This is a genomic window from Burkholderia anthina, from assembly GCF_001547525.1.
GTDB classification, from domain to species: Bacteria; Pseudomonadota; Gammaproteobacteria; order Burkholderiales; family Burkholderiaceae; genus Burkholderia; species Burkholderia semiarida.
In genome coordinates, this window is the sequence record NZ_LNJP01000003.1 from 397,960 (window position 1) to 421,725 (window position 23,766).

The window sequence follows — 23,766 nt, forward strand, 5'->3', positions numbered from 1 at the left end:
GTCGCTTGTCCCCGATCGTCGTTTCCTGCAGCCCCCCGATCGGCGGCCGCTCGGGTCGCCGATCGGGATGATCGCCGGAACGGCCGGCGACGTTACTTCGTGCTGACGCCGGCGATCGTACCCGTGTGAATGCCGGTGATGTTCTCGAAGGCAATCGCGGCGCGCGTCTTGCCCGGCGTCAGCACGTTCGCGCCGCCCAGCGCATCCGAAAGCGCCTTGCTCGCGTCGTGGCTGATCTTGCCACCGCCATGCGCGTTCGCCGTCTGCTGCAGCTGTGCGCCGATCGCCGCCGCATCCGACTGGCTCAGCTTGCCCGACTTCACCGCATTGGCAAGCGTCTTCGCCGCGGCATTGCCGTCGCCGTGCGACAACGCGCTTTCCATGGCCTGGAAGTCGGCGCCATCCTGCGCGTTGAAATTGGCCAGCGCCTTGCCCTCGTCGGCCATCTGCAGCGGCTTGCCGTCCTTCAAGAGGTCGCCCGTACCGGGTGTGAAGCCTGCCGTCGCGCCCGTCGTCGGCAAGCCACCCGTCGTCGGCAGCGTACCGGTGTTCGCCGGGAAACCGCCCGTGCCCGGCAAGCCGCCCGTCGCCCCCGACTGCCCCGCCGCGCCGCCCGCGCCACCCGTTGCGTTACCCGCCGCGCCGAGTCCGCCTTGAGCCGCCCATTGGAAATTGCCAACCGCGGACTTGCCGTCGGTGCCCGCCACGTCGTGCGTGTCGATCTGCTGGTAGGCAGCCGGGTTCGCGAGCATGGTCTGCGCCGCTTGCTGCACCGTGGGTGGCGTGCCGCCGTCGGCGTTCGTCGCGAGTTTGTACATCGTGTTCGGATCCGACGCGTTGATGCCGTGCTGCCCCATGTACGAGGCCAGCACGCCCGCCGCGTTTTGCACCGTCATCCCGCCGGTGCCGCCCGGCATGGCGCCCGCGCCCCCCATGCCGCCGGGCGTGGCGCCCACACCGCCGGGCATCGCGCCCGCGCCGCCACCCGGCACGCCACCGGGCATGCCGCCAGCACCGCCGGCGCCGCCCGGCATGCCGCCGGGCTGCCCGTTCTGCCCGGTCTGCATCTGCTTGAGCAACTGGCTGATGAGGCCGATGAGATCCTTGAGCACGTCCTGCGTCGAGCTCGTCGAGGCACCGTTGGTCAGCCGTTGCAGGTAGCTCGCCGGATCGGTGGGGTAAGTGGTCATACTCGGAACGTTCAGATTCATGATGTTTCCTTCCTGTCGGGTAAGTGTTGCGTGACCGTGGGTACTACGAAGCAAAGTCAGTCTAGGTTGCTGTCGCTGCTACAAGCGCACCGATGCGAAGGCTGCGATTGAAATGCGAATCGCCCGGCGCGCGGAAAACATCAAAACGGATACTCATGCGCGGACCCACGTCATCGACGCGGAGAATCCGCCGTTGTCGGCCGGCCCGCCGTGCGTGCTCGCCGGCGCGTCGGTGGACGCAGGCGCCTGAACGCTGGCGTCGAGCTTGGCGGCACGCTCGAGCAGACGCGCGCCGATCTTCGCGCCCTCGATGCTTTCGCGCTGCTCGGCCGCGCTGAGCGCATAGCTGTGCCACAGCGGGTCTTCGAGGCCGAACAGACACACCGCCATCAGCGCGGTATGAAGCCCCGAGCGCTTCGCTTCGGTGTCGTCGTCTTCGAGCACGCGGCGCGCGTCGCCCCATGCCTGGCGCCGGACGTAGCGCCACGCGGCGACCGTCCCCGTCCCGGGCCACTTGGGCCGAAGCACGCGGATCGCCTCGAGGAGATCCTCGAAGTCGGCTTCGTCGTCGAGCTGCGAAGCCGTCCACAGCACCTTGGTTAGGCCGCCGGCAATCTCGTCCCTGCATCCTGTGTAAGTCACGATGTCCTCGTCTGCTGGAGTGCTGCAATCAAAAAGCGCACGGCGGCGCCGCGCCCCGCCGTGCCACGCTAGCTGCCGGCTCGTGCGGTGGACGTCCCCTGGCGGTTAGTCTCTTGCATCGGGTCGGCTTTCGCCGACGCGATGCGAACGGAACGATCGGGATGCGAAGAGAGAACGGAGAAGAAAACCGACCGCGGCGATGGAAGCGATCGGTGCGACAGGCCGGAGGGCTCGCCGTATCGAAAGGGGATTTGCTTTATGCCCGGCGTAGAAGAAGGCCCGCCATCGGTTGATGCGTCCCGGCCATCGGCCAGGATGCGTCCATCGAATCACGCCCGGCGACCGATGCCGCGGCCGCAGGCGTCGGCTCATGAAATGGAGCGATCATCACGGGCAGGAGGCGCTGTCCATCACGCATCGATCGACGAATCGAAACGCTGGATTGCGCGGTCTTCTGCTTGCAGAGCAGGGGCGCTACGCGCTCCCACATTTCCACCGCCTGAGGATCCAGCCATTCCGGCGGTTCGATATTCGTGACCAGACCGAAATCGGGTTCCTGCGTATTTAACTGCCGCTTCCCCGGATTACCATCCGCGACGAGCGCACCGCATCCCCGGTGCTTGCACGGCTTCATCGGGCGTCGTGCCATCTCTACAATCCCGCTAACATTGTTTGCATATTCGTTAGCATTCTGCTAACATGCGTTCATGCACTCAATCGAATTCACCAAACAAGCCGCCCAAGCCCTCAGGGCAATGCCGCGCAACATTTCGGCGACGATTCGGGCAAAGATCGATGCATTGGCAGTTGATCCTTACGCTGCGAATCCGAACGCGAAGAAGTTGGCAGGCCAGCCCGGCTACCGGCTCCGAGTTGGCGATTGGCGTGTGTTGTACGAAATCGAAGATGGCCGCGTTGTGATCGTTGTGCTGGCCGTCAAACCCCGTGGAGGTGCCTACAAATGACCGAAGTTCAATTTATCGAGCAGGACGGCCACCGGGCCTTTGCGGTGGTCCCCATTGAACTGTGGGACCGCGTGAAGGACCTGATCGAAGATCTCGAAGATGAAGCGCTGTACGCGCAAGCCAAGGCAAGCGACGACGGTCGACGCATCCCGGCCGCCGTGCTCGATGCTGAGCTGGCAGGCGATCACCCCGTTCGTGCCTGGCGCAATCATCTGCGCATGACGCAAGACGCACTCGCCGCTACGGCAGGCATCAGCAAACCGTATCTCAGCCAGATCGAAACGCGTCAGCGCGTCGGCACTGCCGACGTTCTCTCTAAGATCGCCAGCGCGCTCTCCGTGCCGGTTGACGACCTGATCGAGTTGCCGCCTCCGCAACCGTAACGCGATGTCGCTCGTCTCACCGGTCTGCATAATGCAATCGCATAAGTGTGGCGACAGCAACGCCCGCGCCCACGCAGCGCGGGCAGCGACGGAACACGAAGACTGCCATATCGAATCCAAGCGCGGATGAGGAAAACGCCCACGTGACAATCGCCCCGTAAGTTTCGATACCTATATCGTCTCGCATTGAACGGCGACAAGTAAAATGGGTTTGCCGGATCAGCCGGCGTCAACCACACTGAGAGCCAAATGAAACGAGACAACGCGCTGTTGCAGTCGATTCTTAAAACACTTGAGGATAGTGAATTCGCATATCTGACTGCGGGCTATATCTGTAACACCATATCTGGGAGCGACACGTCGAAAGACGATGCAATCAATCACCATATCCGTTTGCTTGCCGATAGGGGCCTCATCGACATCAGCAACACTGCGGGCATCAGGCTCACCTGGGACGGTCGCGACGCGTTGAAGCCCAAGTCCGGCATTGTCGGCTAAGCAAACGAAATCTATGGTCACCCCCGTTTTTGCAAGGCTGATCTTTGATGTAGTGCTGGCTTGCCTAAATCTATCCGGCGTCGTTGTGGGGATCGCTCCCCGCGCCACGATGAGAGTCGCGCCTGACGGTCCTAAAAAAGCCCTCGGCTTCGAAAGCCGATTTCGTTGACAGGTTGTCCGTCAGGCCGGTGTGCCGTTCACGTCATCCAATTTCAGCGATCGCAAAACCAGGTGGGGCGACTACGGTAAAAACGCGGTCCTGAATCGAGCACTCAGGCTGGCATGGCACTCGTTCCCGTATTGAAAGTGGTGTGGCGGCTCGCCAGTGCCCAAGCGGTGCGCGCGAGTTTGTTCGCCTCGCGCAGGATGGTGACCATCTGTTCTTCGGTAAACCGGCTCTTCTTCATGACTTCCTCTTCTCCGTTGGAAGCCATTCTCTCAAGTTTCAACTGGTCCGAAAATTCCAGGGCAGGTCACGTCGATCTGCGAGCCTGGTTCGATCCAACTGGCGTTTGCTGCATGCAGAAAATGCAGTCCTGTGGAGACTGCCCTGCGGACGCACCGTGGATTCACGGACCAACCACCGAATACGCGGAGGACGGCACAGGCTACAGCTCGCCCGAAATCGACTGGGTGATCGTTGGGGGGAAAGCGGCCACGGCGCGCGGCCGATGCATCCGGAGTGGGCGCGCGGTCTTCGCGATCAATGCGCGACCTACGGCGTGCCGTTTCTATTCAGGCAATGTGGCGAATGGATCGACCATGATCAGCCAGGCGTTGACATGCTCGGCACAGCCCATTCCGCTCTTCACCAATGGCCCGACGGCAAGCATTCCGTTCGCCTTGGCAAGCGCGCCGCTGGCCGCCACCTCGACGGCCGCACGCACGACTAATTGCCTGGAGTGGTTCGATGAGCGACACGACGATATCAAAGGCTCGGACGAGCGTTCAGGACGCCTATGCTTGCGCCAATGCAAAAAGCAAGCAAGCTCAGTACACAGGTGGCGGTGGCGGTCCTCAAAAACCTAACGTGCTTTCCTTTCGGTAAACGCTGAAATCCTTCGTTGAACAGCGTGTTCTGTGTCCAGTACGAACAGAAAACCGCAATGCCCGTGAACAGCAGGCCGACGACGAAGCACATCAAGGAAACCTTCAGTGCACAAAGTGGAATCACTTTCGACAAGCGGTCGAATATCGCGAGCATTCCGGCCGCTGCCCCGCCATTGAGGAGCGCGAGGTATTTGAACACCTCGACCGAAATTGTGACCATCGATTTATAGGTCTCGATCTGATGGTCTTCGTCAAAAGTATTGCCCATATCACTTCCCCAGTTCGAGGAATCGTAGCATGACCGAACACCCCATCCTTTTCAGCGGCCCGATGGTGCGCGCCATCCTCGAAGGCCGGAAGACGCAGACGCGCCGCATCATCAAGCTGCCGCACAACAACCCGCTCGGCGCATGGGAACCGACGACCGCCGGCGGCGGCTCCGTGAGGTATGTCGGCGGAACGCCCGCGCCAGAGCTGGCTGCGATCTGGCACACGCGCACCGGTGATTGCTACGTCTGCCCGCATGGCGACGTCGGCAATCGCCTCTGGGTTCGCGAAACGCATGAGGTGCGCCGCATCGGTACCGAAACGTTCGAGGGTGGCCGGCCGGCGCGCCGTTATGCCGGCATCGCGTATCAAGCCGACGACGGCCGCGCCGAAGTCGACAGCGATCTCAACACGTTCCAGGCGCTCGACGCCAAGGAATCGCGCGGCTGGATACCGTCCATCCACATGCCGCGCTGGGCGTCGCGCATCACGCTCGAAATCACCGGCGTGCGCGCCGAGCGCCTCCAGAGCATCACCGAGGCCAACGCAATCGCCGAAGGCATCGACCGGACCGCCGCAGGCTTGTGGAGCACGTACCGTCAGAGCGACGCCGACGGCACGTACTCGCCGCGCCTTTCATACCAGTTCCTGTGGGACGGCCTCAACGCCGCGCGCGGTCACGGTTGGGATGCAAACCCCTAGGTGTGGATCATTCAGTTCCGGAGGATTGATGGACCTGAAAAGCGGTAAGCGCGTCAGCGCAAAGGAAGCGGCAGCAATTCTAGGCGTGCCGTATCAAAACATCAGTCGAATCGATAGGGCCTGTACCGTCATTCAGCGGTTCCGGCTAGGCCACAAAACGTACGTGTACGACCTCGGCTTGCTCGCATCGGCAAACCCGAGCCGCCATCCGAACCGCGTTCTACTCCGGGATGCGAATGAGCGAAATTCTGCGCGCGGTCCCGACCAAGGACGGGTTCTCTCTCGGCACGACGAAAAACGGTCGACCGCGGCTAATTCCGATTCATCCGCGGATCGCCGTTATTGCCAGGAGCGTGAAGTTTACCGAGCCGGCGTGGAAGATCAAAGACGAGTGGATCAAGGCTCGACGGAAGTCGGGGCACTTGGGGGTGCGGTTTCACGACCTCCGCCATAGCGCCGCATCGGAAATGATCAACGCCGGAATCGACCTTTACACGGTCGCCGGGGTGCTCGGTCACAAGACGACAACGTCGACCAAGCGGTACGCTCACTTGGTGACCGATCGGCTCGCGGAAGCCGTCAAGAAGATCGGGCGATCCTAACCCGGTTACACGAATCGGGCAGAAAAACCCACACCGTAGGGCGTTTCGAGGCCCCGATTGGGGCGCATCGAAACGCCTGAAACCCTTGTGGCGGAAGGCAGCAGGAGTCGAACCTACCCAGGAGCGTCTGACGCCCCTAACCGGATTTGAAGCCCGGCCGTACCACCGGATACGAATGCCTTCCGCGGGAAAAAGAAACCGAAGAACAACGAGCGCCTACGCCTGTATACCCACCCAACCGCTGTCAGGCCGCAGGTAGTGAAGATCGCGGTGGAAGCGAGTATACCCAACCCGGTCGAAGAACTCGAGAATCTGGATCGCGCGCTTGCGACCGAGCCCCGTCGCGTCGCGAAACGTCGCGGCATCGAGCCCGCCGCCGCGCGACGGTGCGAGATGCGCGACCAGCGCCGCCAGTTCGCGCGCGACGTCCGCATGATAGAACAGGTCGCGCACGACCTGGTGCACGTCGCCGCGCCGCGCGAGCTTGCGCAGCAGCGTGCGCACCGCGTCCTCGGCCGCGCCAGTATCGCGGGCCAGGTCGCGCACCCACGGCGGATCGAAGCGCCCCGCGTGAATCAACGGCAGCAGTTGCCGCGCGAGCGCTTCCTCGCGCGGCTCGAGGCTTACCGAATGCGACGGCAGATGCAGCCACGGCCCGCTGCGCGCGACTTCGCCGCCCGCCACCAGCGCATCGACGAGCGCGCGCCACAGCACATCGCCGGCGAGCGGCGCAGCCATCCGCCGCAGGCGTGCGGCGTCGAGCCCCTGTTCGTCGGGCATGCGTTCGTGATACACGCGCAGCGTATCGATCGCCCGCGTCTGCAACGCACGCCAGTGCGCATGGGAAATCACCGCGCCTTCGTTCGACGCGGCATCGCGTTGCCCGATCGCCAACGCATCGCCAGGCAACGCCAGCACATTCGGCGCAAACCCCGTCAGATGCGTGAGCGTCGCACGCGCGATGCCGAGCGGCGCCTGCGCGAGCAGCGCATCGAGGCGCCCTTCGTCGAGCCACGCCGCGAGCGCATCGAGCCACGCGCGGCGCGCGGGCGTGCGGCGCTTGCGTGCCGGCCCGAACGGATCGAGCACCCGGCCGCCGCCGACGGTGCGCGTCGCCTGCGGATTGCGAACGATGAAGCGGTCGCCCGGCAGCGCGAACACCGGCTCGTCGAATACCAGTTGCACGCGCATCCGCTGGCCGGCCGCGAGCGTGTCGCCGTCGAGCAGCGCGACATGGGCCACGCGATGCAGCGTGCCGAGATGCACGTGCAGCGGCGCCCAGTGGGTCAGCGTCAGCCCGGCGTCCGCGAGCAGCGTCAGCTCGACGTCCAGACGCGGCGACGTCGCGACGAGCCGCGCATCGGCGACGGTGTCGCCACGCTCGACGTCAGCCTTGTCGACGCCGGCCAGATTCAGCGCACAACGCTCACCCGCGCGGCCGGCCTCGACCGGCCGGTTCTGCGCATGAATGCTGCGCACGCGGGCCGCGCCGCCCGTGCGCAAGATCGCGAGCATGTCGCCCGTCGCGACGCGGCCCGCGAATGCGGTACCCGTCACGACGGTACCCTGCCCGGCGAGCGTAAATACGCGATCGACCGCGAGCCGGAACAGCCCGTCGTCGCGACGCGCGCGCCACGCGATCGCCGCGTCGGCCAGGTGCTGCTTCAACGCGGCGACGCCCGGATCGTCGGCAACGGTCGCACGCGTTTCGAAAATCGGCATGCCGGCCAATGTCGAATCGTGCAGCCACGCGGCGATCTCGTCGCGCACTTCGGCGACGCGCGCGGCATCGACGCGATCGCATTTCGTCAGCGCGACGGCGCCGTGCGCGACGCCGAGCAGTTGCAGGATCGCGAGATGCTCGCGCGTCTGCGGCATCACGCCGTCGTCGGCGGCAATCACGATGAGCGCGAAGTCGATGCCGCACGCGCCGGCCGCCATCGTATGAATCAGCTTCTCGTGGCCCGGCACGTCGATCAGCCCGAGCACGTCGCCGTTGTCGAGCGGCGTATACGCGTAACCGAGTTCGATCGAGATGCCGCGCGCCTTCTCTTCCTTCAGGCGATCGGTGTCGACGCCCGTCAGCGCACGCACGAGCGTGGTCTTGCCGTGGTCGATGTGCCCCGCGGTCCCGACGATCATGCGGCGGGCCCCGCGAGCGGCGCGCATTGCGCGACGAACGCCGCTTCGTCGGCCGCTTCGAGGCAGCGCAGGTCGAGCCGTAGCGCGTTGTCGGCGATGCGGCCGATCACCGGGCGCGGCCATTCGCGCAGCCGTTTCTCGAGCTGCGCGAGCGCGCGGCCGCTGCGCTTGCCGTCCGACGAGCGCACCACGAGCCCGGCGCTCGGCAACTGGTCGACCGGCAGCGCGCCGCTGCCGATCTGGCTGAACATCGGTTCGACCGTCACGTCGAAACCGCTGCCGAACGCAGCCTGCAGCGCCGGCCGCACGCGCTCGGCCGCCTCGGCGATGTCGCGCTGCGGGCGCGTCAGCAGGCGCAGCGTCGTGAGCCGGTCACGCAGGAATTCGGGCGACTGATACAGGCGCAGCACCGGTTCGAGCGCCGCGAGCGTCAGCTTGCCGACGCGCAACGCGCGCTTGAGCGGATGCTTCTTGATCTTCGCGATGAGCGCACGATCGCCGACGATCAGGCCCGCCTGCGGCCCGCCGAGCAGCTTGTCGCCGCTGAACGTGACAACGTTCGCACCGGCGGCGACGGTTTCCTGCACGGTCGTCTCGTGCGGCAGCCCCCATTGCGTCAGATCGGCCAGCGTGCCGCTGCCGAGATCGACGGCGACCGGCACGCCGCGCTCGCGCGCGAGCGGTGCGAGTTCGGCGAGCGTCGCCTCCTTCGTGAAGCCGCTGATCGCGTAGTTGCTGCAGTGCACCTTCATCAGCAGCGCGGTACGCGGGCCGATCGCGTCCGCGTAGTCGCGCAGATGCGTGCGGTTGGTCGTGCCGACCTCGCGCAGCTTCGCGCCGGCACGGCTCATGATGTCGGGAATGCGGAACGCCCCGCCGATCTCGACCAGCTCGCCGCGCGACACGACCACTTCCCGTTTCGTCGCGAGCGCCGACAGCGTCAGCAGCACGGCCGCCGCATTGTTGTTGACGACGGTCGCGGCTTCCGCGCCCGTCAGTTCGCACAGCAAAGTGTCGATCAGCTCGTCGCGATCGCCGCGGCGGCCGGTGGCGAGATCGAATTCGAGGTTGACGGGCCGCGTGAGCGCGTCGACCACCGCACGCACCGCGTCATCGGGCAGCAGCGCGCGCCCGAGGTTCGTGTGCAGCACGGTGCCGGTCAGGTTGAACACGGTGCGCACGGCGCCTGCGTTCTGCGCGGCCAACGTGCGCGAGACGGCAGCGGCGATGCGTAGCTCGTCGAGCGGCTCGGCCGCCGCGGGATCGTGCTGCGCGGCCGTGCGCCAGCGTTCCAGTTCGGCGCGCACGGCGTTCAGTACGCGCGTGCGTCCATGGTCGGCGACGAGCGGTTGCAGCGGCGCCGACGACAGCACGCGCTCGACCGACGGCACACGCGCCAGCACGGCATTCAGTTCATTCACACCCGGTTCGGTCACGTCGTTGTCGCTCCAGTCTCATGCTTCGCAGTCGGCCGGGGCCGACGCTCGCGCACCGCCCCGGCCCCGTGCCGTCAATCCGCTTCCCGCGACACGTCGGGCCACAGCAGCGGGTTCGGCGAACTGCGCTGGTAGCCGGCTTCGTTCATCAGCAGGTCGAGCGTGAGACTCGCGAGATCGTCCGCCAGCGGCTCGAACTCGTAGTCCTTCTCCTGATAGCCGATCTTGCGATAGGTCTTGCATTCGTCGCACGATTCGGCCTTGATGGCTTCGCTGCCGCCTTCGATCCCGTGATACGCGATGCCCTTCGTCGAATCGCAGTGCGAGCATTTGGTGCGCACCATGTGCCACTCGGTCGTGCACAGCCCGCACTGCAGGAAACGGTAGCCCTGATACTGGCCGCCCACCCGCACGACGCTCGCGACCGGATGGGTGCCGCACACCGGGCACAGCCCAGGCTGGTCGAGATACGGCACGTCGGCCGGCGTCACGCGGCTCGCGAGGTCCGTCCACGCGACCTGCAGCGCGGCCATCAGGAACGGCGCGGTGGCCGGGTCGACCTCGGCGAAGCGCAGCGCGAGGATCGCATCGGCCTGCGCGTCGAGTTCGGCGGGCGCCATCAGGCGCAGCCGGTCGAGCAGCTTCGCGAGCGGCGGATTGACGAGCCCGGCGCCTTCGACGCGATCGAGCAGTTCATACAGCACGGCGCGCCAGCGCGCATCGCGCTCGCCGTCGAGCGCCGGCACGAGCGGCATCGAATGTTCCTGCGCGCGCGCGATCGCTTCCTTCGACGGCAGCGGCAGCGCCAGCGTCTGCAGCGTCGCGTGCTGCGCGTCGGCGACGGTGGCCATCAGCCGCAGGTAGCCGCTGATCGGGTTCAGGTCGGCAAGCTTGCGCAGCCGCGCGGCGCGCGCCGCGAATGCGGTCGCGCGCTCCGGCAGGCGAAAGCGCGGAATGGCCGAATGATCGAGCGCCGAGATCTCGGTCGGTTCGAGAATGCGTTGTGTCACGACAATATCTTCCAAAAAAACAAGCGCCGACAGGTCGGCGCTTCGGGCGGTTCCGACGGCTGACGGGGCGGCCCGCCGCAATCGGCGTGCCGCCCCGCTCCGCTGCGCTACTTCACGCTTTCACGGAACCACTTCGGGTGATGCTTGCGGGCCCAGCCCAGCGTGACGGTGCCGCGCACCATCGCGCCGATCGAACCCTTCACCCACAACGCCGCGTAAATGTGCACGATGATGCTCGCGATCAGCACGAAGGCCGCCACGGCATGCACGACAGCGGCCGCGCGGATCACCCCGATCGGGAAGTAGAACGAGAAATAGCGCCGCCAGATCACGATTCCCGACAGCAGGAGCAGCAGCAGGCACGCCACCAGCGTGAAGAATAGCAGCTTCTGCCCGGCGTTATAGCGCCCGACCGGCGGCAGCTTGTCTTCCTGGTTGGTCAGCACGTCGCCGATCTGCTTCAGCCACTGCCGGTCGTCCGCGTCGAGCGCATTGTGGTGCCAGAAGCGCACCACGAGAATCGCGAACGACACGAACATCACGAGGCCGACGAACGGATGCAGGATCCGCGTCCACTGGCCGCCGCCGAACAGCGCGGTCAGCCAGAACATCGACGGATGGAACAGCGCGAGCCCGGACAGCGCGAGCAGCACGAACGTGATCGCGGTGATCCAGTGGTTCGTGCGCTCGTTCGGCGTGTAGCGGACGATCAGGTTGGGGTCGTCGTGGCTCATTTCGCGTCCTCCTTGATGCGTCGCGCCTCGTCCCGGGCGGCGGCTTCTTCGTCGTCGGTGACCTCGTTCGGACCGACCCGCGTGTAGTGGAAGAACCCGGCCAGCGCGGTCAGCGCGAGGCCCGCGACCGCGAGCGGTTTCGCGATGCCCTTCCACAGCTTCACCATCGGGCTGATCGACGGATTGTCGGGCAGCCCGTGGTACAGCGACGGTTTATCGGCGTGATGCAGCACGTACATCACGTGCGTGCCGCCGACGCCCTGCGGGTCGTACAGCCCCGCATGCTCGAAGCCGCGCTCCTTCAGGTCCTCGATCCGCTCGGCCGCGTGCTGCTTCATGTCCTCCTTGGTGCCGAACACGATCGCGCCCGTCGGGCAGGTCTTCACGCAGGCCGGTTCCTGGCCGACCGCGACGCGGTCGGAACAGAGCGTGCACTTGTATGCGCGATGATCCTTCTTCGAGATCCGCGGCACGTTGAACGGGCAGCCGGTCACGCAGTAGCCGCAACCGATGCAGTTCTCCTCGTGGAAATCGACGATCCCGTTGTTGTACTGCACGATCGCACCCGGCGACGGACACGCCTTCAGGCAGCCCGGATCCTCGCAGTGCATGCAGCCGTCCTTGCGGATCAGCCACTCGAGGTCGCCCGCCGGGTTCTCGTATTCGGAGAACCGCATGACCGTCCACGAATGCTCGCTCAGGTCGGCCGGGTTGTCGTACACGCCGACGTTGGTGCCGACCTCGTCGCGCAGGTCGTTCCACTCCATGCATGCCGTCTGACATGCCTTGCAGCCGATGCACTTCGATACGTCGATCAGCTTCGCGACGCTGCCGGTCACCGGTTCGCGCACCGTGGGCGGTGGCGTCGTGGTGGCCGAGACGCGCTTGATATCCAGCGATTGCAATGCCATCTCTTTCCCCTTACGCCTTTTCGACCTTCACCAGGAACGACTTGAATTCCGGTGTATAGGAGTTGCCGTCGCCCACGGACGGAGTCAGGGTATTGGCGAGATAGCCGGGCTTCGTCAGACCCTTGAAGCCCCAGTGCAACGGGACGCCGACCGTCTGGACCTTCTTGCCGTCGACCGTCAGCGGCTTGATCCGCTTCGTGACGAGGGCGACCGCGACGATGTAGCCGCGCTTGGACGACACCTTCACGCGTTCGCCATGCGCGACGCCGACCTCCTTCGCGAGGTCTTCGCCGATCTCGACGAATTGCTCGGGCTGGATGATCGAATTCAGCCGCGCATGCTTGGTCCAGTAGTGGAAATGCTCGGTCAGCCGGTAGGTCGTCGCCACGTGCGGGAAGTCCGCCACCTTGCCGAACGACGCACGGTCGTCAGGGAACACGCGGGCGGCCGGGTTGTTCAGCGCCAGCGGGTTGTTCGGGTGCAGCGGGTTCGCGCCGAGCGGCGTCTCGAACGGCTCGTAGTGCTCGGGGAACGGACCTTCGTTCATCCCCGCGCGGGCGAAGAAGCGTGCGACGCCTTCCGGGTTCATGATGAACGGCCCCATCCCGTTCTCGGGCGGTTCGTCCGCCTTGAAGTCCGGAATGTCGGCGCCCTTCCACGCGCTGCCGTTCCAGCCGATCAGCTTGCGGGTCGGGTCGAACGGCTTGCCGGCGACGTCGCACGATGCGCGGTTGTACAGGATCCGCCGGTTCGCCGGCCACGCCCACGCCCAGTTCAGCGTCTGGCCGATGCCGGTCGGGTCGGCGTTGTCGCGCCGCGCCATCTGGTTGCCGGCCTGCGTCCACGCACCGCAGAAGATCCAGCAGCCGCTCGCGGTCGTGCCGTCGTCCTTCAGTTGCGCGAACGCGGCGAGCTGCTCGCCCTTCTTCACGAGCGTCTTCGCCGGATCCTTCGGATCGGGCAGATCGGCGAGCGCTTTCCCGTTGAACTCCATCGCCAGCTCTTCGGGCGTCGGGCTTTCCGGGTTCGCGTACGGCCAGGTCAGGTTCACGATCGGGTCCGGGTACTTGCCGCCGTCCTTCTGGTACATCTTGCGCAAGCGCAGGAACAGCCCCGACATGATCTCGAGGTCGCTCCTTGCCTCGCCGGGCGGCTCCGCGCCCTTCCAGTGCCACTGCAGCACGCGGCTCGAACTGACGAGCGAGCCGTTTTCCTCCGCGAAGCAGGTGGTCGGCAGGCGGAACACCTCGGTCTGGATCTTCGATGCATCGACGTCGTTGTAGTCGCCGTGATGCTTCCAGAACTCGGACGTCTCGGTCGCGAGCGGATCCATGATCACGAGCCACTTCAGCTTCGCGAGGCCGGCCGCCGTCTTCACTTTCGACGGCGCCGCCGCGAGCGGGTTGAAGCCCTGGCAGATGTAGCCGTTCATCTTGCCGGCATTCATCAGCTCGATCGCCTGCAGCAGGTCGTACTGCTTGTCCAGCTTCGGCAGGTAGTCGTACGCCCAGTTGTTCTCGGCAGTGGCCGCGTCGCCCCACCACGACTTCATGAAGCTGACGTGGAACGCCTTGTAGTTCTTCCAGTAGCTCAACTGGTTGGGCCGCAGCGGCTGCTGCACGCGCTTCTTGATGTACGCGTCGAAATCCTGCTCGGCCTGCATCGGCAGCGTCATGTAGCCGGGCAGCAGGTTCGACATCAGCCCGAGGTCGGTCAGCCCCTGGATGTTCGAGTGGCCGCGCAGCGCGTTCATCCCGCCGCCGGCGATGCCGATGTTGCCGAGCAGCAGCTGCACCATCGCGCCGGTGCGGATGATCTGCGCGCCGATCGAGTGGTGGGTCCAGCCGAGCGCGTACAGCACCGTGCCGGCGCGGCCGGGGACGGCCGTGGTCGCGAGCATCTCGCACACCTTCAGGAACTTGTCCTTCGGCGTGCCGCAGACCTGCTGGACCATGTCCGCCGTATAGCGCGCGTAGTGCTGCTTCAGCAAGTTGTATACACAGCGCGGATGCTGCAGCGTCGGATCGACCTTCGCGAAGCCGTCGTCGCCGCGCTCGTAGTCCCAGCTCGATTTGTCCGGGTACGCGTGTTTCTCCGCGTCGTAGCCGGAATAGATGCCGTCGTTGAACGCGAAATCCTCGCGCACGATGAACGAGAAGTCCGTGTAGTTCTTCACGTACTCATGCTGGATCTTGTCGTTCGTCAGCAGATAGTTGATGACGCCGCCCAGGAAGACGATGTCGGTGCCGGTGCGGATCGGCGCGTAGTAATCGGCCACCGAGGCCGTACGCGTGAAGCGCGGGTCGACGACGATCAGCCGCGCCTTGCGGTGCGCCTTCGCCTCCGTTACCCACTTGAAACCGCACGGATGGGCCTCGGCTGCATTGCCGCCCATCACGAGAATCACGTCCGCGTTCTTGATGTCGACCCAATGGTTCGTCATCGCTCCACGGCCAAACGTCGGGGCAAGACCTGCCACCGTCGGGCCATGTCAGACACGCGCCTGATTGTCGAATGCGAGCATCCCGAGACTGCGGATGGTCTTGTGCGTCAGGTAGCCGACCTCGTTGCTGCCCGCCGACGCGGCCAGCATGCCGGTCGTGAGCCAGCGGTTGACCTTCGCGCCGTCTTCGGCCGTCTCGACGAAGTTCGCGTCGCGGTCGGCCTTCATCAGCTTCGCGATGCGGTCGAGCGCGTCGTTCCATGAGATGGGTTCCCACTTGTCCGAGCCGGGCGCGCGATACTCGGGGTGCGTCAGGCGGTTCGGGCTGTGGATGAAGTCGATCAGGCTCGCGCCCTTCGGGCACAGCGTGCCGCGATTGACGGGGTGGTCGGGATCGCCTTCGATATGGATGATGCTCGGCTGCGCGTTCTTCGCGCCGTCGCCAAGGCTGTACATCAGGATGCCGCAACCTACTGAACAGTAAGGACAGGTGTTGCGCGTTTCGACGGTGCGCGCCAGTTTGTACTGCCGGACTTCGGCCAGCGCTTCGGACGGAGAAAAGCCCATCAGGGCAAGACTCGATCCGGCAAGCGACGTGGCCGTCACCTTCAGGAACTGGCGCCGGGACATTTGTAGCATGATGGTCTCGGCGTTATTGTGGGGTGGGGTGCAACTGAAAGGGATTATAGACAGTTCAGGCAACTATGATCGAATCCTCGGATCAATACCGATTGGTCCGATTTATCTGAGATGATCCGCGTTCCGCGCGCAACCCGACCGTCATGAAACGACAGATCACTTCCGAAGCCACCCGTCTCGCCCAGCAGCAGGCCAACTGGGCCCTCACCGCGTTCAAGCGCTTCTCGTCCGACCGCTGCTCCGCGATGGCCGCGGGCATCGCGTTTTTCTCCGCGTTCTCGCTCGCGCCGACCCTCGTGATGGTGATCGCCGTGGCCGGCTGGTTCTACGGCGACGACGCCGCGCGCGGCCAGGTGTTCGAACAGGCGCACCAGTTGATCGGCGACGACGCGGCGGCCTCCATCCAGACGATCGTGCAGAACGCGCACCGCGCGGGCGAGCGCGGCGGCCTCGCCACGCTGATCTCGTTCGCCGCGCTCGCGATCGGCGCGTCGGCCACGTTCGCGTCGCTCAGCGCGGCGCTCAGCGTGATCTGGCCGGCCACCGAAAGCCGCTGGTCGAGCATGCTCGGCCTCGTGCGCGTGCGGCTGATCTCGTTCGGGCTGGTGCTCGGCGTCGCGTTCCTGCTGATCGTGTCGCTCGTGCTCGACACGGCGATCACCTTCATCGGCACCTGGCTGCTCGGCGATTCGCCGTACGTGGTCGTCACGAACTTCATCCAGTTCTTCGTCGGCATCGCGGTGCTCGCGGCCGCGTTCGCGTCGCTGATGAAGTTCCTGCCCGACGCGCGCGTCGCGTGGCGCGACGCCGCGATCGGCGGCATCGTGTCCGCGATCCTGTTCTCCGGCGGCAAGAAGCTGTTCGCGCTGTATCTCGCGCATGCGGGCACCGCCAGTGCGTTCGGCGCGGCCGGATCGTTCGCGGTCCTGCTGATGTGGCTGTACTTCTCCGCGATCGTGCTGCTGCTCGGCGCGGAGTTCGCGGCGGCGCGCGGCGATGCGCATCGGCCGACCGAGGATTCGGCGCCGGCCGGGTCGGCTCAAGTTTCTCAACCTGGCCACGCCGATCATCGCCCGCGCGACGACTGATTTACCCACCGCCTGCAAACGGCCGCGCATCGATGTCGCGCGCGCCCGGCACACGCCTCGCCCCTTTGCAACCCCGTCGCCCCGCCGCGCATTCGCGCGGCGTCGGCGCATGCTGTGCACGCCGACCTGCATGCACCTGCAACGGCAAACGTTTGCATACCCTCGTTTTGTTGCTGCAACGGGCCAAAACAGGCGGTTCACGGGTGTGCGCGTCAGCGATTGAAACAATCGCGGCGCAGCAATTGTCAACTGTTTCATAAACAGGAACAGTTGCTGATGTGCTTGATATATATGGACTTTTCCGCGCTGTTACCTTTTCGAGACACTTTATTTTTTGAGCTTTCTTGCGTGTATGGCACTGAGCTATTCTCCAATCCGCAACAAATAACGATGAATCACTTGCGTGGAGAAACTCAACGATGAAGAAACTTGCTCTCTCGACCCTCTCGCTCGCGCTGCTGGGCGCTGCCGGTGCTGCTCAGGCGCAATCGAGCGTGACGCTGTATGGCGTGATCGACACGTCGATCACCTATGTTCACGGTAACGATGGTCAAGGTAACAATTCGTGGTCGATGGGTAGCGGCAACCTGCAAGGCGCCCGCTTCGGCCTGAAGGGTTCGGAAGACCTCGGTGGCGGCCTGAAGGCGATCTTCCAGTTGGAAAACGGCTTCAACTCGGCAACGGGTGCATTGGGCCAAGGCCAGCGCATGTTCGGCCGCCAGGCTTTCGTCGGCCTGCAAAGCGACCAGTACGGTACGCTGACGCTGGGTCGCCAGTACGACCCGCTCGTCGACCTGGTCCAGGCGGTCACGGCTGACAACTACTTCGGCAGCGTGTTTGCCACGCCGGGCGACGTCGACAACAACGACAACAGCCTGCGCGTCAGCAACGCGATCAAGTACACGTCGCCGGTCTGGGCAGGCCTCCAGGTCGAGGCGATGTACGCACTCGGCGGTGTCGCCGGCGCAACCGGCAAGGGTCAGACGTGGGCGGCGGCTGCAGCCTACAACAACGGCCCGCTCGGCCTGGCTGCAGGTTACTTCCACGCGAACAACTCGGCTCCGCTGAGCCCCGCTGGCGTGCGCACCGGCTGGGCCGGCACGTCGGACGCGATCTTCGACGGTTCGGGCAGCTTCATCAACAACGCATACACGTCGGCATCGTCGATCGGCATCGCGCAAGCCGCCGGCCAGTATGCATTCGGCCCGGTAACGTTCGGCCTCGGCTACAGCAACGCACAGTACAAGGCTGACGCGAACTCCGGCTTCGGCACGAACCAGAAGTACAACACGGGTCGCGCATTCGTCACGTATCAGGCATCGGCACCGCTGCTGCTCGGCCTCGGCTACATCTACACGAAGGGTAGCGGCCAGACCGACGCCAAGTACCATCAGGTTTCGCTCGGCGCGGACTACTCGCTGTCGAAGCGTACGGACATCTACCTGGTTGGCGCATATCAGCACGCAAGCGGCCACAACGCCGACGGCAGCGAAGCGCAAGCGTCGATCGGCTCGTACGGCATCGCCGGCAAGAGCTCGCAGGAAATCGTCGCACTCGGCCTGCGTCACAAGTTCTAAAAACGAAGTATCCGGTGTGCACGGCGTCTCCGACGCCCTGCCGCCGACCTGGAAAGCCAGCCCCGGTTTCGGCCGCGGCTGGCTTTTTTTCGTCCGCCTCCGGCGAGCGAGCCGGCATTCGCTGCACGGGCTGCCGGGCAAACCGCGCCCCAATCCATGCCTGCTTGCCGGCAACGGCACCTTGCGGCTGTCAACGGCCCGGAACACCGTTTCCGAATGGTCGGGCAGGTCGCCATTTCTCCGTACGACGGCTACCATCCGCACAGCCGGCACCGCCCGCTTCATCCGATGCGCGACTTGTTGGTCGCACGTGTCGATTTCGGCGGGCGTCGTCCGTCGTATCGATGGCGGTATCCGGTTTGCCGCGGCCCCATACAGACAGGAGACTCGTCATGACGATTCAGAAGATCACGCCGTTCCTCTGGTATTCGACGCAAGCCGAAGAAGCAGCGGCCTTCTATGCCGGCATCTTTCCGGATTCGCGCGTCGTGCGCGTCACGGCCGTGCCCGGCACTGACGGCACGCGAATGGTCGAATTCGAGCTGTTCGGGCAACCGTTCTTCGCGATGAGCCACCCGCGCACGGAGACGTTCAACCACGCGATCTCGCTGCTCGTCAGTTGCGCGGACCAGGCGGAACTCGACCGCTACTGGAGCGCCCTGCTCGACAACGGCGGCACGGCCGACGGCTGCGGCTGGCTGAGGGATCGTTATGGCGTGTCGTGGCAGATCGTTCCGGAGGCGCTCATCCCGATGATGGCCGATCGCGACGCGGTCAAGGCGGGACGCGTGGCCGCCGCGATGATGCAGATGACCAAGTTCGACGACGCCGCGCTGAAGGCCGCCTTTGCGGGCACCGCGGGCTGACGAAACGCGTCGGGCCGCGCTGGCGTGACGCCGCGCCGGCTGGCCTGCACGCACCCGGCTCGACCGTTTGCGCATGCAGCCGGCTCGCACGCGTTCGCTATCCGTCGCTGGCCGGCCAGCCGGTAGCGTGCATCGTTGGCGCCGACTGCGACGCAGACAGCATCGACTCGACCGTCCGCCGCGCGTAGCCGATGAATTCGGCCAGCGGTTCGCCGGACAGGATCGCCGCGCCCGCTTCGCCATCGAGATAGGCGGTACGCGCGGCCGCCACGACCGGCTGGTGCGCGTCCGGCAAGCGCGCCAGCACCCACGCCGCGGCGACGTCCTTCGGCGCGATCCTGCCGGTCGCGGCGCTGTACCAGATGCGTGCGAGCGCGAGCACCACGTTGCACTCGTCGCCGCGCCAGTCCGGCTCGGCATTCCACTGCGCAACGGTGGCGAGCAGCGCGGCGCCGAAATCGCGCGCGGGCACCGGCTCGAACAGCACGGCCGCGGGCGGCCCGACCAGCGCGACACCGTGCTGCCGCACCTTCGTCAGCAGGATCGCCAGATCGTGATCGACGAGCGGCGCTTCGACGATGCCGGCTTCCAGGTCGCGACGCAGCCATTCGCCGAACTGCAGTTCGCGGCGCGCCGGATGACGCCACGGCACCACGTCGCCGTGCGCGACGACGGTGACCTCGAGCGGACGCATGCCGCCTGCGTGACCGGGAGGCGCCGACGCAGCGAGCAGGTCGAACATCAGCGCACGCCGCACCGTTGAGTCGGGCCGCACGGCCACCGTCACCAGCAGGTCGATGTCACTGCGCGGTTTCAAGCCGCCGTCGAGCGCCGAGCCGAACAGGTGGATCGCTTCCATCGTCGCACCGAGATGCCGCTCGATCGCGGCGCGCGCGGCAGCGACCTGCCCGGCGATTTCAGACGGAACGAATTCAGTCACGATGCGCGGGCCTCACGATGCGCACGCAACAGGCGGTAGGGACTTTCACCCCCAAGTGAGTGCGCCTGCCGGGCGCACCAATAAAAATCCCCGCACGCTTTCGCGTACGGGGACCGCGGGACATCGCAACGGCTGCCGACATGCGTGCGGCAGCGTTGCTGCGGCATTACGCTGCCGCGTCCTTCAGCTTCTTCAGCGCACGTGCCTTCACGCGCACGCTGGCCGGCTTCGCCGGGAACCAGCGCTCTTCGCCCGTGAACGGATCCTTGCCGAAGCGCTTCTTCTTCGCCGGCACGACTTGCGCCGTGATCTTCAACAGACCCGGCAGCGTGAACTCGCCTGCGCCCTTCTTGTGAACCGAGCCCAGCACGACGTTCTCGAGTGCGGCGAGCACTGCCTTGACCGCCTTCACTTCGACAGCTGCGCGCTCAGCGATGTGCGTTGCGAGCGATGCCTTCGTGAACTTGTCCTTCAGCGGCGTCGGAGCAGCCGGTGCTGCCTTCGCGACAGCCTTCTTGGCCACTACTTTCTTCGCGGGCGCAGCCTTTTTGGCAGCCACTTTCTTGGTCGCCGGTGCGGCAGCCTTCTTGGCCACCTTTTTTGCGGAAGTCGCCATGTTTCTCCTACCAGGTGTGGTCGTTGGATACACGAAGCGTGCAACGCGCGCGCTTCAACGCCGGATTCTACAAGCGCCTTGACGCTTCGTGCAGTACTTTTATGCGTTTTCGCGGGGTTTCCCGCACGTTTTGTTGCGCGCGACCGACTTCATCGACGCTCGAGCGTGAAAAAACGCCTTCACGTAGGCGCTCAAATGGGGCGAACGCGAATTACGTTCGATATTTGCGCACCTATACTGGGCCCGCTCAATGCCCGGATGCCTCCATGCGCGAAGTCAGATACGTCAAAGGACTCGACGGCCTGCGAGCCCTCGCCGTCATCCTCGTTTTCCTGTCCCACAAGGGCCACGTCCTTGCCATCGACGTCGGCAAGCTTGGCGTGTGGACGTTTTTCCTCATCAGCGGATTCCTGATCGTCGGCGAACTGCATCGCAACCGCCAGGCGGTCGAGCGCGGCGCCATGACGCGCCGCCACGCGCTCACGCTGTTCCTCGCGAAACGCGCGCTGCGGATCTTTCCCGTGTACTACCTGCTGCTCGCGGCGCTCGCGATCGCGCATGCGCTGTTCTACCAGCGCGGCGTCAACCTCGGGCTCGCTTGGCATGCGGCGTTCCTGTCGAATTACTGGATCGGCGTCGTCAAGGATGGCTGGCCGGGCTCCACGTCGCACTTCTGGAGCCTCGCCGTTGAACAGCAGTTCTATCTGATCGCGCCGCTCGCGCTGCTCGCGGTGCCCGCCGCGCGCCACATCGCGCTCGGCGTGGCGGCCGTCGCGCTGTGCGCCGTCGCGCATCTCGCGCTCTACCTGGCGGACGCATCGCCGGTGCTGATCTATGCGTTTTCCCCGTGGAATTTCGCGTTGATCGCGCTCGGCGGCGTCGGCGCGATGGCGCTCGCCGATCGCGGCGCGGCCGCCGCGCGCCGCGTACCGCCGGGCTGGCTCGGCGCGGCAGGCGTCGCCTTCTTCCTCGCGCTGCCCGCCTGCACGGCGTTGCCCGATGCGGCTGCGGGGCTCGCGGATCTCGGCCTGTCCGCGTCGCTCGGCGCGCTGATGCTGTGGATCGTCAGCGAGCCCGAGCATCCCGTCGTCGCGCTGCTCGACTGCGCGCCGCTCGCCTATCTCGGCACGATCAGCTACGGCTTCTACCTGTTCCACAACCTGATCCCGGCGCGTTTCGGCGCGCTGCCCGCGTCCTTCGCGCACGTGCCGATGCCGGACCTCGTCCGCGACGCGCTGCCGGAAATGCTGCAATTCGCGCTCGCCGTACTGCTCGCGCACCTGTCGTGGCGCTATCTCGAAAAGCGGCTGCTCGACTTCAAGAAGCCGATCGCCGCGATGCTGGCCCGGCACTTCGCCGTGCAGCCGAGCGCGTCGCCGCGCTGAGCGACGCGCCGACCCGGTGCGCGGGGGGAGCCGGATCGGAACGCGCCGATACCGGTGACGACGCCCGGCGGGATGGCAGCCGATGCGTCATCGCGCGACATCCGCGCGACGCGCGAGCGTCGCGCATACCGCGCAATCCATCCACCGATCCGGTCACGCGGCGAATGCTGAGAGGCACCCGTTTCAAGCACGACGTCCTGCCGCGTCGACAGACGTCGCGCGCCACCACCCCGCACCCATTCCCGGCGCCGCACGCAAACGTCGCGCACCATGCTCGTGCGCCGCAAATACAAAAAAGCCCCGGCGCGCGAGCGGCCGGGGCCAACGGAACAACCACCACCTGAAACGACGGAGCGCGCGGCCGCTTAAGCGACGGCAGCCAGCGCGGGGAGGCAGGTACGCAGGTACGCCTCGAATTCGCGGCTCACTTCCGGATGCTGGAGCGCGAGCTCCACGGTTGCCTTCAGATACCCCAGCTTGCTGCCGCAGTCGAAACGCGTACCGTAGTAGCGATACGCGAGCACCTGTTCGTTCGCGAGCAGCGACTGGACGGCGTCGGTGAGCTGCAGTTCGCCGCCCGCGCCCGGCTTGAGCTTGCGCAGATGATCGAAGATCGTCGGCATGAACACGTAGCGGCCGACCACGCCGAGGTTCGACGGCGCATCCTCCGGCGCCGGCTTCTCGATGATGCCCGACAGCTTGATGATGTCCTCTTCCCATTCCCGGCCCTCGACGACGCCGTACGAGCGGCTGTCCTCGCGCGGGATCGTCTCGACCCCGATCACCGAGCTGTGATAGTGGTCGAACACGTCGACGAGCTGCTTGAGCACCGGCTGTTCGCCGTGCAGCAGGTCGTCGGCGAGGATCACCGCGAACGGCTCGCCGTGCACGAGCTTCTCCGCGCACAGCACCGCATGGCCGAGGCCGAGCGCTTCCGGCTGCCGCACGTAGAAGCAGTTGACGTGGCTCGGCTTGATGCCGCGCACGAGCTCGAGCAGCTTTTCCTTGCCGCGTGCCTCGAGTTCGGCCTCGATCTCGTACGACTTGTCGAAATGATCCTCGATCGCGCGCTTGCTGCGCCCGGTGACGAAGATCATCTCGGTGATACCGGCGTTGATCGCTTCCTCGACCGCGTACTGGATCAGCGGCTTGTCGACGACGGGCAACATTTCCTTCGGGCTCGCCTTCGTTGCCGGGAGGAACCGCGTGCCGAGACCGGCAACGGGGAACACGGCCTTGGTGACTTTCAACATGTTCGCATCCTGATAGCGTTGTCTGCGCCGCGTCGACCCGCGACCCGGCGCGATTGTGTTCCGAACGGCATATCGAGAATCGACGGCACTGCCAATTCCGCTCCGCTCATTTTCGATATGAACTGATTGCCCAATTATTCCGGAAAAAAATATAATCGTTTCAGGTCGGTCGATATTGCCGAACCGATTGCCGGAGCAGAAACAAATTACCGATTTTCCGGATACAAATTCTTACGATTCGAATTCCTCGATATAGGGCACGCCGCCCCGTTCGAGGCCCGGGCGGATCGGTTCGTTCTTCAGCGCCTCGCGGTACGCCGACAGCACGGCCATGACCAGTAGTACTGCAGCGCTCGCGATCCAATGCATGTCCATCTTGCCGCTCCTTGCATCAATCAACTGGAGC

25 protein-coding genes and 1 tRNA gene are annotated in these 23,766 nt (G+C 65.3%); 10 read left to right on the plus strand and 16 right to left on the minus strand.

The window, feature by feature from the left end:
* Positions 1 to 92: 92 nt before the first annotated feature.
* From WS64_RS35520 to WS64_RS35335, 3 genes are all read right to left on the minus strand, one after another.
* Positions 93 to 1,211 carry a hypothetical protein gene (locus tag WS64_RS35520; RefSeq protein ID WP_060967721.1) on the minus strand — a complete coding sequence of 373 codons (1,119 nt, stop codon included), beginning with the start codon at positions 1,209 to 1,211 and terminating at the stop codon, positions 93 to 95.
* Between the two features lie 153 nt (positions 1,212 to 1,364).
* Complete coding sequence (locus WS64_RS22140) at positions 1,365 to 1,853, minus strand: HrpB1 family type III secretion system apparatus protein (RefSeq protein WP_059582696.1); 489 nt, start codon at positions 1,851 to 1,853, stop codon at positions 1,365 to 1,367.
* Between the two features lie 256 nt (positions 1,854 to 2,109).
* Positions 2,110 to 2,502, minus strand: a complete 393-nt coding sequence (locus tag WS64_RS35335) for a hypothetical protein (protein ID WP_244166635.1) — start codon at positions 2,500 to 2,502, stop codon at positions 2,110 to 2,112.
* Between the two features lie 58 nt (positions 2,503 to 2,560).
* Here WS64_RS35335 and WS64_RS33285 point away from each other — a divergent pair, with 58 nt between their 5' ends.
* The 3 genes from WS64_RS33285 to WS64_RS22150 all read left to right on the plus strand — a co-directional run bounded on the left by WS64_RS33285 (position 2,561) and on the right by WS64_RS22150 (position 3,699).
* Positions 2,561 to 2,818 (plus strand): type II toxin-antitoxin system RelE family toxin, encoded by a 258-nt coding sequence (locus tag WS64_RS33285; RefSeq protein ID WP_081103889.1) that lies wholly within the window; start codon positions 2,561 to 2,563, stop codon positions 2,816 to 2,818.
* Positions 2,815 to 3,201, plus strand: coding sequence for a helix-turn-helix domain-containing protein (locus WS64_RS33290; protein WP_081103890.1), 387 nt, complete (start codon positions 2,815 to 2,817; stop codon positions 3,199 to 3,201). Before WS64_RS33285 ends, WS64_RS33290 begins: the two co-directional genes overlap by 4 nt.
* Before the next feature lie 249 nt (positions 3,202 to 3,450).
* Entirely contained in the window at positions 3,451 to 3,699 is a 249-nt protein-coding gene (locus tag WS64_RS22150; protein WP_060967723.1) for a hypothetical protein, read from the plus strand.
* 272 nt (positions 3,700 to 3,971) lie between these two features.
* Here the strand turns inward: WS64_RS22150 and WS64_RS35525 are convergent, their stop codons facing one another.
* Positions 3,972 to 4,106, minus strand: a complete 135-nt coding sequence (locus WS64_RS35525) for a hypothetical protein (RefSeq protein ID WP_279616275.1) — start codon at positions 4,104 to 4,106, stop codon at positions 3,972 to 3,974.
* A 264-nt stretch (positions 4,107 to 4,370) separates the two neighbouring features.
* Here WS64_RS35525 and WS64_RS33295 point away from each other — a divergent pair, with 264 nt between their 5' ends.
* Positions 4,371 to 4,592, plus strand: a complete 222-nt coding sequence (locus WS64_RS33295) for a DUF5131 family protein (RefSeq protein WP_081103891.1) — start codon at positions 4,371 to 4,373, stop codon at positions 4,590 to 4,592.
* A 35-nt stretch (positions 4,593 to 4,627) separates the two neighbouring features.
* Here WS64_RS33295 and WS64_RS22155 read toward each other — a convergent pair whose 3' ends face one another.
* Complete coding sequence (locus WS64_RS22155; RefSeq protein WP_060967724.1) at positions 4,628 to 5,017, minus strand: hypothetical protein; 390 nt, start codon at positions 5,015 to 5,017, stop codon at positions 4,628 to 4,630.
* Positions 5,018 to 5,046: 29 nt separating this feature from the next.
* Here WS64_RS22155 and WS64_RS22160 point away from each other — a divergent pair, with 29 nt between their 5' ends.
* Both WS64_RS22160 and WS64_RS22165 read left to right on the plus strand, forming a co-directional pair.
* On the plus strand, positions 5,047 to 5,718 hold the full coding sequence (locus WS64_RS22160) for a hypothetical protein (RefSeq protein ID WP_060967725.1): 672 nt from the start codon (positions 5,047 to 5,049) through the stop codon (positions 5,716 to 5,718).
* Between the two features lie 236 nt (positions 5,719 to 5,954).
* Positions 5,955 to 6,320 carry a site-specific integrase gene (locus WS64_RS22165; RefSeq protein WP_244166636.1) on the plus strand — a complete coding sequence of 122 codons (366 nt, stop codon included), beginning with the start codon at positions 5,955 to 5,957 and terminating at the stop codon, positions 6,318 to 6,320.
* 88 nt (positions 6,321 to 6,408) lie between these two features.
* On the opposite strand, the gene WS64_RS22170 is transcribed toward WS64_RS22165, so the two are convergent.
* The 7 genes from WS64_RS22170 to fdnG form a co-directional block, all read right to left on the minus strand.
* A tRNA-Sec gene (locus WS64_RS22170) sits at positions 6,409 to 6,504 on the minus strand.
* Positions 6,505 to 6,536: 32 nt separating this feature from the next.
* Entirely contained in the window at positions 6,537 to 8,462 is a 1,926-nt protein-coding gene (gene selB / locus WS64_RS22175; RefSeq protein ID WP_060968548.1) for a selenocysteine-specific translation elongation factor, read from the minus strand.
* The gene (gene selA, locus WS64_RS22180) at positions 8,459 to 9,898 is read right to left on the minus strand and encodes an L-seryl-tRNA(Sec) selenium transferase (protein WP_060967726.1); all 1,440 of its coding nucleotides are present in this window, start codon (positions 9,896 to 9,898) and stop codon (positions 8,459 to 8,461) included. The genes selB and selA overlap by 4 nt, the downstream gene beginning before the upstream one ends.
* 74 nt (positions 9,899 to 9,972) lie before the next feature.
* Positions 9,973 to 10,908 (minus strand): formate dehydrogenase accessory protein FdhE, encoded by a 936-nt coding sequence (gene fdhE, locus WS64_RS22185; RefSeq protein ID WP_179231769.1) that lies wholly within the window; start codon positions 10,906 to 10,908, stop codon positions 9,973 to 9,975.
* 107 nt (positions 10,909 to 11,015) lie between these two features.
* Positions 11,016 to 11,642 carry a formate dehydrogenase subunit gamma gene (locus WS64_RS22190; RefSeq protein ID WP_006488816.1) on the minus strand — a complete coding sequence of 209 codons (627 nt, stop codon included), beginning with the start codon at positions 11,640 to 11,642 and terminating at the stop codon, positions 11,016 to 11,018.
* Positions 11,639 to 12,553, minus strand: coding sequence for a formate dehydrogenase subunit beta (gene fdxH / locus WS64_RS22195; protein WP_059639188.1), 915 nt, complete (start codon positions 12,551 to 12,553; stop codon positions 11,639 to 11,641). The genes WS64_RS22190 and fdxH overlap by 4 nt, the downstream gene beginning before the upstream one ends.
* Positions 12,554 to 12,563: 10 nt before the next feature.
* Entirely contained in the window at positions 12,564 to 15,635 is a 3,072-nt protein-coding gene (gene fdnG / locus WS64_RS22200; protein WP_081103892.1) for a formate dehydrogenase-N subunit alpha, read from the minus strand.
* Between the two features lie 143 nt (positions 15,636 to 15,778).
* Between fdnG and WS64_RS22210 the strand changes: the two genes are divergently transcribed.
* The 3 genes from WS64_RS22210 (at position 15,779) to WS64_RS22220 (ending at position 19,166) form a co-directional block, all read left to right on the plus strand.
* Positions 15,779 to 16,723, plus strand: coding sequence for a YihY/virulence factor BrkB family protein (locus WS64_RS22210; RefSeq protein WP_060967728.1), 945 nt, complete (start codon positions 15,779 to 15,781; stop codon positions 16,721 to 16,723).
* Positions 16,724 to 17,142: 419 nt separating this feature from the next.
* The gene (locus tag WS64_RS22215) at positions 17,143 to 18,300 is read left to right on the plus strand and encodes a porin (protein WP_059582711.1); all 1,158 of its coding nucleotides are present in this window, start codon (positions 17,143 to 17,145) and stop codon (positions 18,298 to 18,300) included.
* A gap of 392 nt (positions 18,301 to 18,692) precedes the next feature.
* A complete protein-coding gene (locus WS64_RS22220; RefSeq protein ID WP_059582714.1) occupies positions 18,693 to 19,166 on the plus strand; it encodes a VOC family protein in 474 nt (157 codons plus the stop codon).
* Between the two features lie 97 nt (positions 19,167 to 19,263).
* On the opposite strand, the gene WS64_RS22225 is transcribed toward WS64_RS22220, so the two are convergent.
* Positions 19,264 to 20,106 carry an AadA family aminoglycoside 3''-O-nucleotidyltransferase gene (locus WS64_RS22225; RefSeq protein ID WP_060967729.1) on the minus strand — a complete coding sequence of 281 codons (843 nt, stop codon included), beginning with the start codon at positions 20,104 to 20,106 and terminating at the stop codon, positions 19,264 to 19,266.
* A gap of 166 nt (positions 20,107 to 20,272) precedes the next feature.
* The gene (locus WS64_RS22230; RefSeq protein WP_006492882.1) at positions 20,273 to 20,722 is read right to left on the minus strand and encodes an HU family DNA-binding protein; all 450 of its coding nucleotides are present in this window, start codon (positions 20,720 to 20,722) and stop codon (positions 20,273 to 20,275) included.
* A 266-nt stretch (positions 20,723 to 20,988) separates the two neighbouring features.
* Between WS64_RS22230 and WS64_RS22235 the strand changes: the two genes are divergently transcribed.
* On the plus strand, positions 20,989 to 22,107 hold the full coding sequence (locus WS64_RS22235; protein ID WP_060967730.1) for an acyltransferase family protein: 1,119 nt from the start codon (positions 20,989 to 20,991) through the stop codon (positions 22,105 to 22,107).
* Between the two features lie 365 nt (positions 22,108 to 22,472).
* Here WS64_RS22235 and galU read toward each other — a convergent pair whose 3' ends face one another.
* Positions 22,473 to 23,360, minus strand: coding sequence for a UTP--glucose-1-phosphate uridylyltransferase GalU (gene galU / locus WS64_RS22240; RefSeq protein WP_006482949.1), 888 nt, complete (start codon positions 23,358 to 23,360; stop codon positions 22,473 to 22,475).
* A gap of 231 nt (positions 23,361 to 23,591) precedes the next feature.
* The gene (locus WS64_RS34975) at positions 23,592 to 23,735 is read right to left on the minus strand and encodes a hypothetical protein (protein WP_006479318.1); all 144 of its coding nucleotides are present in this window, start codon (positions 23,733 to 23,735) and stop codon (positions 23,592 to 23,594) included.
* Positions 23,736 to 23,766: the final 31 nt, after the last annotated feature.

Bases quoted from the DNA above. Each gene is read 5' to 3' on its own strand.
- WS64_RS35520 (WP_060967721.1), bottom strand. From the start codon at position 1,211: ATGAATCTGAACGTTCCGAGTATGACCACTTACCCCACCGATCCGGCG.
- WS64_RS35335 (WP_244166635.1), bottom strand. From the start codon at position 2,502: ATGGCACGACGCCCGATGAAGCCGTGCAAGCACCGGGGATGCGGTGCG.
- WS64_RS33285 (WP_081103889.1), top strand. From the start codon at position 2,561: ATGCACTCAATCGAATTCACCAAACAAGCCGCCCAAGCCCTCAGGGCA.
- WS64_RS33290 (WP_081103890.1), top strand. From the start codon at position 2,815: ATGACCGAAGTTCAATTTATCGAGCAGGACGGCCACCGGGCCTTTGCG.
- WS64_RS22150 (WP_060967723.1), top strand. From the start codon at position 3,451: ATGAAACGAGACAACGCGCTGTTGCAGTCGATTCTTAAAACACTTGAG.
- WS64_RS35525 (WP_279616275.1), bottom strand. From the start codon at position 4,106: ATGAAGAAGAGCCGGTTTACCGAAGAACAGATGGTCACCATCCTGCGC.
- WS64_RS33295 (WP_081103891.1), top strand. From the start codon at position 4,371: ATGCATCCGGAGTGGGCGCGCGGTCTTCGCGATCAATGCGCGACCTAC.
- WS64_RS22155 (WP_060967724.1), bottom strand. From the start codon at position 5,017: ATGGGCAATACTTTTGACGAAGACCATCAGATCGAGACCTATAAATCG.
- WS64_RS22160 (WP_060967725.1), top strand. From the start codon at position 5,047: ATGACCGAACACCCCATCCTTTTCAGCGGCCCGATGGTGCGCGCCATC.
- WS64_RS22165 (WP_244166636.1), top strand. From the start codon at position 5,955: ATGAGCGAAATTCTGCGCGCGGTCCCGACCAAGGACGGGTTCTCTCTC.
- selB (WP_060968548.1), bottom strand. From the start codon at position 8,462: ATGATCGTCGGGACCGCGGGGCACATCGACCACGGCAAGACCACGCTC.
- WS64_RS22190 (WP_006488816.1), bottom strand. From the start codon at position 11,642: ATGAGCCACGACGACCCCAACCTGATCGTCCGCTACACGCCGAACGAG.
- fdxH (WP_059639188.1), bottom strand. From the start codon at position 12,553: ATGGCATTGCAATCGCTGGATATCAAGCGCGTCTCGGCCACCACGACG.
- WS64_RS22210 (WP_060967728.1), top strand. From the start codon at position 15,779: ATGAAACGACAGATCACTTCCGAAGCCACCCGTCTCGCCCAGCAGCAG.
- WS64_RS22215 (WP_059582711.1), top strand. From the start codon at position 17,143: ATGAAGAAACTTGCTCTCTCGACCCTCTCGCTCGCGCTGCTGGGCGCT.
- WS64_RS22220 (WP_059582714.1), top strand. From the start codon at position 18,693: ATGACGATTCAGAAGATCACGCCGTTCCTCTGGTATTCGACGCAAGCC.
- WS64_RS22230 (WP_006492882.1), bottom strand. From the start codon at position 20,722: ATGGCGACTTCCGCAAAAAAGGTGGCCAAGAAGGCTGCCGCACCGGCG.
- WS64_RS22235 (WP_060967730.1), top strand. From the start codon at position 20,989: ATGCGCGAAGTCAGATACGTCAAAGGACTCGACGGCCTGCGAGCCCTC.
- galU (WP_006482949.1), bottom strand. From the start codon at position 23,360: ATGTTGAAAGTCACCAAGGCCGTGTTCCCCGTTGCCGGTCTCGGCACG.
- WS64_RS34975 (WP_006479318.1), bottom strand. From the start codon at position 23,735: ATGGACATGCATTGGATCGCGAGCGCTGCAGTACTACTGGTCATGGCC.